We start from the raw sequence: 5,838 nt of genomic DNA on the forward strand, positions 1-5,838 counted from the left end.
CCCGGCCCCCGGGTCCTGCGGTCATGAGGAGTCGCGGGCGACCAGGTCGACGGTCATCAGGTCCCGGCTGACCGGCGGCGCGTCCGGGTCGGCGACCACCCGGTCGACCAGCTCGGCCAGCTCCTCGCCGGAGGGCAGCCGCATCCGGACCGAGCTCAGTCGGGGCCGGAGCAGCCGGGCCAGCAGCAGGTCGTCCGCGCCGACCAGGGCCACCGCCCGGGGGACGTCCAGGCCCGCGTCCTGCAGCGCGCGCAGGGCGAGCATCGCGTACTCGTCGTTGTAGCCGAACAGGCCGTCCAGTCCCAGTTCGCGGCAGCGGACGGCGAGTTCGGCCGCGGACTCCTCGGTGTAGTCCAGCGGCAGCGGCTCGACCACGGCATCGGGACCGGCCGCGGCGACGGCGGCCCGGGCACCGGCCAGCCGGGGGGCACTGAACAGGGCGAGCGCCGGATCGGTCGGCAGGACGACACCGATCCGGCGGCGGCCGCGCTCCAGCAGGTGGGCGGCGGCGGCCGCGCCGACCTCGCGCTGGTCCATGACCAGCGCGTGCGCACCGGGCACCGGCGGGGCGCCGAGGGTGAGCACCGCCCGGGTGCCGGAACGCCGCAGGATCCGGACGCCGTCGGGGGTGAGTCCGGGGGTGAGGCAGACCACCGCGGTGGGCCGCAGTTCGGCCCAGGCACGGGCGGCGTCCTCGCCGCTGCCCGGGGTGGGGCCGAGCAGCACGCCGGTGTAGCCGTGGCGGTGCAGGGCCTCCTGCAGCTCGCGGTGGAAGCTGCTGAACAGGGGGCCGATCGGCGCGGCGGCACCGACGAGCAGCACCAGCCCGGTGCGGCCGGCCCGCAGCGAGCGGGCTCCGGCGTGCGGGACGTAGCCGAGCCTGTCGGCGGCGGCCCGGACCTTGGCCCGGGTCTGTTCGCTGACCCGGCCGCCGGCCGTGTTGTTGAGCACGAAGGACACCGTGGCGCGGGAGACGCCGGCCAGCCGGGCGACGTCGGCACTGGTGGGCGGCTGGGCCCCGGAGGGCGGCGGGGTGCTGGGATCGATGCGGTCGCTGTTCATAACGGTTCGAATCCTTTCACGGCCGGCCCTGGCCGCGGGGCGGAATCTCCTGCTAAACAGCTGGTTACACGAGTAAGCGTTACACGTGTAACCTGGTTCCCGACCCGCCGCCCGGTCCCCACCCCGCCGCCGGGCACTCCCCTTGGAGGGCAACGTGGCCCTTTCCCCCGCCCACACCCCGCCGCAGGACGGCCCGAACGCCCGTACCGACGGCCCGGCCGACCGTACGGACGCCCCCGCGCCCGCCTCCCGCGGCCTACTGCCCCTGCTCTTCGCCGGCAACACCGCGATGTACGCGCTCTACCTCGGCGTCGGCAGCGTGCTGCTGCCGCTGCACATCGAGCACCTCGACCCGGCCGCCAAGGTGGCCAACCTCGGCCTGGTCAGCGGCGTCGCCGCGGTCTTCGCCACCTTCTTCAACCCGTTCGCCGGCGCCCTGTCCGACCGCTCCGGCCGCCGCAACCCGTGGATCCTGGGCGGCGGCGTGGCCGCGGTGGCCGCCATGGCCCTGCTCGGCAGCGTGAACTCGGTGCTGCTGGTCTGCATCGCCTGGTGCCTCGGCCAGGCGGCGATGAACTTCTACCAGGCCTCCCTCACCTCCGTGGTGCCCGACCGCGTCCCGGCCGGTCGCCGGGGCACCGCCTCCGCCGCCGTCGGACTCGGCCTGCCGGTCGGCTCCACCCTCGGCGTCCTGCTGGCCTCCGCCTTCTCCGACCGCCTCCGGACCGGCTACCTGGTGCTCGGCCTGCTGGTCGCACTGGCCGCCGCGCTCTTCAGCGGCCTCGCCCGCGAGCGTCGGATGCCCGCCAAGCGGCCCGCACCGCTGCGCGAGCAGGCCGCCGCCTTCCTCGGGGTGCTGCGCGAGCCGGACTTCCGCTGGGCGTTCATCGGCCGGGCCCTACTGGTGCTGGGCTACTTCGCCGTCGTCGGCTACCAGCTCTACATCCTCCAGGACCACATCAGCCTGCCCGGCGGCCTCACGCCGGAGCGCGCGATCGCGATCCTCACCCCCGTCTCCTCGGTCGCGATGGCCGTCTCCACCGTCGTCGGCGGCGTGCTCTCCGACCGGCTGGACCGCCGCAAGCTGTTCGTCTCGCTCTCGGCGGCCCTCTCCGGCCTGTCCCTGCTGATCCCGGTGCTCAGCCCCACCTGGCCCGCGATGATCGTCTTCTCCGCGGTCAACGGCCTCGCCTTCGGCTGCTTCATGGCCGTCGACACCGCCCTGGTCACCATGGTGCTGCCCCGGGCCGAGGACGCCGCCCGCGACATGGGCGTGCTCAACATCGCCAACGCCGGGCCGCAGATCATCGCCCCCTTCGTGGCCTCCGCCGTGGTCGGCCTCGGCGGCTACACCCCCCTGTTCCTGCTCGGTGCCGCCCTCGCGGCGGCCGGAGCCCTGGCGGTCCGCCCCATCCGCGGCGTCCGCTGACCCCTCCCGATTTCCTGACGCTCCACCAGAAAGGCTGTACAGCGATGAAGTTGAACACCCACGAATGGGGAACCGGCGACCGCGTCGCGCTGCTGGTGCACGGCATCATGTCCGACCACCGCACCTGGCGGCGGGTCGGCCCGGCCCTGGCCGAGCGCGGCTACCGGGTCATCGCCGTCGACCAGCGCGGCCACGGGCTGAGCCCGCGCGGCAACGGCGGCACCCCGCAGGAGCGCTACGCCCTGGACGCCTACGCCGAGGACCTGGTCGAGACCCTGCCCACCGGCGCCGCGCTCGCCGTCGGGCACTCGCTCGGCGGCATCACCCTGCTGCGCGCCGTCGAACGGCTGAAGCCCGCCCGCGCCGTCTACGTCGACCCGGCCTGGCAGTTCGCCCAGGCCGAAGGGGTGGACCCGGAGCTGTTCGTGGAGTTCCGGAACGCCGGACGCGAGCAGATCGCGGCCATGAACCCGCGGTGGGAGGAGGCCGACATCGACGTCGAGCTCGCCACCCTCGCCGCCTGGGACCCGGACTCCGCGCTCGCCATGCCCGGACAGGACGCCGGGCTGCCCGAGGCCCCCACCGTGCCCTCCCTGGTGGTGCGGGCCGACGACAGCTTCCTGCTCGGCGCCGCCGACACCGGACTGCTGCGCGAGCGCGGCTTCGAGGTGCGCACCGTGCCGGGCGCCGGACACACCGTCCACCGGGACGACCACGCCGGCTTCATGGCCGCGCTGGAAGGCTGGGTGTGACCGGTGCGCCACCGGGAGAACGCCCCCGAGCAGACCGCCGCGACCAGCGCGGAGACGACCGTGACCAGTGAGGAGACCACCATGGCCGCCGAACAGACCACCCTGACCGCCGACGCCCGGCGCGAGGCCGCCGTCGAGGCCGCCCTCGCCCGCCTGGACCTGCCCGCCAAGGTCGCCCTGCTCGCCGGGGCCGACATGTGGTCGCTGCCCGCCAACGCGGAGATCGGCCTCGGCCGGCTGGTGATGTCCGACGGCCCGGCCGGCGTCCGGGGCGAGCACTGGACCCCGGACGACCCGTCCGTCGCCCTGCCCTCACCGACCGCCCTCGCCGCCACCTGGGACCTCGACCTGGTCCGCCGGGCCGGCCGGCTGCTCGCCCAGGAGGCCCGGCGCAAGGGCGCCCACGTGGTGCTCGCGCCGACCGTCAACCTGCACCGCAGCCCGCGCGGCGGACGCCACTTCGAGTGCTACTCGGAGGACCCGCTGCTCACCGGCGAGATCGGGGCCGCCCTGGTCTCCGGCGTCCAGGACGGCGGAGTCGGCACCACGCCCAAGCACTTCGTCGCCAACGACTCGGAGACCGACCGGTACACCGTCGACGTCCGGGTGGACGAGCGCACCCTGCGCGAGCTCTACCTGGCGCCGTTCGAGGCGATCGTCAGGAAGGCCCACCCGTGGGGCCTGATGGCCGCCTACAACGCCGTCAACGGCCCGACCATGAGCGAGCACACCGAGCTCAACAACACGGTGCTGCGCGAGGAGTGGGGCTTCGACGGAGTCCTGGTCTCGGACTGGACCGGCGCCCGGGACACCGTCCGGGCCGCGCTCGGCGGCCTCGACGTGGCGATGCCCGGCCCGGCCACCGTCTACGGCGAGCACCTGGTGACGGCCGTCCGCGCGGGCCTGGTGCCCGAGACCGTGGTGGACGCGCTGGCCCGCCGCGTGCTGCGGCTGGCCGCCCGGGTCGGCCTGCTGGCCGGCGCCCCGGCCGCCGTCCCGGCCGGGGAACTGCCCGCGCCGGTCGACGGCGAGGCCCTGGTGCGCGAGCTCGCGGCACGCTCCTTCGTCCTGCTGCGCAACGAGGGCGGCGTGCTGCCGCTGGACCCGGCACCGGCCACGGTGGCGCTGATCGGCGCGGCCGCGGCCGAGGCCCGGATCGGCGGCGGCGGCAGCGCCCAGGTCTTCCCGACCCGGGTGGTCACCCCGCTGGAGGGCCTGCGCGCCGCGCTCGGCGAGGGCGGCACGCTGGTCCACGAGACCGGCGCCGACCCGCGCACCTTCCTCCCGCCCGCGGCCTTCCCGTGCAGCGCCGAACTGCTCGGCCCGGAGGGCGAGTCGCTCGGAACGGCCGCGCTGGCCGACGGCAGCGTCCGCTGGCTGGGCGCGCTGCCCGGCGGCACCGCCTTCGCCGACCTCGCACGGGTCCGGCTGACCGGCGTCCTGGCCGCGGGCGCCGGCGGGCGGCACCGGCTGGCCGTCCGGGGCGTGGGCCGGTTCACCCTGGAGGCGGACGGCGAGGTGCTCTACGACGGGGCGCTGCTGCCCGAGGGCGAGGACCCGGCCGCGGCCTTCCTCAACCCTCCGGAGCACCGCGTCGAACTCGACCTCCCCGAGGGCCGGGAGACGGCCGTCACGCTGACCCACACCGTGCCGCGGACGGGCGACGTCACCGGTTTCGGCCTGGTCTCCTTCACGCTCGGGCACGGCGCGCCGACCGTCTCCCCGGACGAGCTGATCGACCGGGCCGTCGCGGCGGCCCGCACGGCCGAGGTCGCGGTGGTCGTGGTCGGCACCACCGAGGAGGTGGAGAGCGAGGGCGTGGACCGGGCGAGCCTGCGACTCCCGGGCCGCCAGGACGAGTTGGTCGCCCGGGTCGCCGCCGCCAACCCCCGTACGGTGGTGGTGGTCAACGCCGGCGCCCCGGTGCTGATGCCCTGGCGCGAGGAGGTGGCCGCCGTGCTGCTCGCCTGGTTCCCCGGCCAGCAGGCCGGCGAGGCGCTCGCCGACGTGCTGCTCGGCGCGGTCGAGCCGGGCGGACGCCTGCCCACCACCTGGCCCGCCGAGGAGGCCGACAGCCCCGTCCGGGAGGTCGTGCCCACCGACGGCCGACTCGACTACGCCGAGGGCCTGTTCATCGGCTACCGGGCCTGGCAGCGCCGCGCCGGCGCCGCACCCGCGTACTGGTTCGGGGCCGGCGGCGGCTACACCGACTGGTCCTACGAGGGCCTGGAGGCACGACTGGTCGACGGGGACGCCGAGGCGCTCGCCGAGGTGACCGTCCGGGTGCGCAACACCGGCGAGCGGGCCGGACGCGAGGTGGTGCAGCTCTACCTGGCCACCGACGGCTCCGACCGCACCCGCCCCGACCGCCAGTTGGCGGGCTTCGCGGTGGTCGAGGCCGCACCGGGCGCCGTCGTCACCGCGCGGATCACCGTCCCGCGCCGGGCCGTCGAGAGCTGGGACACCGCCACCCGCTCCTGGCGCGTCAACCCCGGCGTGCACACCGTCGAGGCCGGCCGCAGCGCCGGGGACCGGCCGCTCGCGGTGGCCCTGGTCGTTCCGTCGCGGGCCTGACCCGGGCCGACGGACTGGCCC

4 protein-coding genes are annotated in these 5,838 nt (G+C 75.9%); 3 read left to right on the top strand and 1 reads right to left on the bottom strand.

What is annotated here, in order from left to right; translation table 11 throughout:
• Nucleotides 1–21 precede the first annotated feature (21 nt).
• On the bottom strand, nt 22–1,062 hold the full coding sequence (locus tag ACIQOV_RS23940) for a LacI family DNA-binding transcriptional regulator (RefSeq protein ID WP_401051557.1): 1,041 nt from the start codon (nt 1,060–1,062) through the stop codon (nt 22–24).
• Nucleotides 1,063–1,216: 154 nt separating this feature from the next.
• On the opposite strand from ACIQOV_RS23940, the gene ACIQOV_RS23945 reads away from it, so the two are divergent.
• The 3 genes from ACIQOV_RS23945 (at nt 1,217) to ACIQOV_RS23955 (ending at nt 5,817) form a co-directional block, all read left to right on the top strand.
• Nucleotides 1,217–2,491: an MFS transporter gene (locus ACIQOV_RS23945; protein ID WP_401051560.1), complete on the top strand. Its 1,275-nt coding sequence runs from the start codon at nt 1,217–1,219 to the stop codon at nt 2,489–2,491.
• Between the two features lie 44 nt (nt 2,492–2,535).
• A complete protein-coding gene (locus tag ACIQOV_RS23950; RefSeq protein WP_401051562.1) occupies nt 2,536–3,243 on the top strand; it encodes an alpha/beta fold hydrolase in 708 nt (235 codons plus the stop codon).
• Nucleotides 3,244–3,324: 81 nt separating this feature from the next.
• On the top strand, nt 3,325–5,817 hold the full coding sequence (locus ACIQOV_RS23955) for a beta-glucosidase (RefSeq protein ID WP_401051564.1): 2,493 nt from the start codon (nt 3,325–3,327) through the stop codon (nt 5,815–5,817).
• Nucleotides 5,818–5,838: the final 21 nt, after the last annotated feature.

Origin of the sequence: Kitasatospora sp. NPDC091257 (assembly GCF_044757675.1) — a bacterium.
GTDB lineage: Bacteria > Actinomycetota > Actinomycetes > Streptomycetales > Streptomycetaceae > Kitasatospora > Kitasatospora lactacystinica.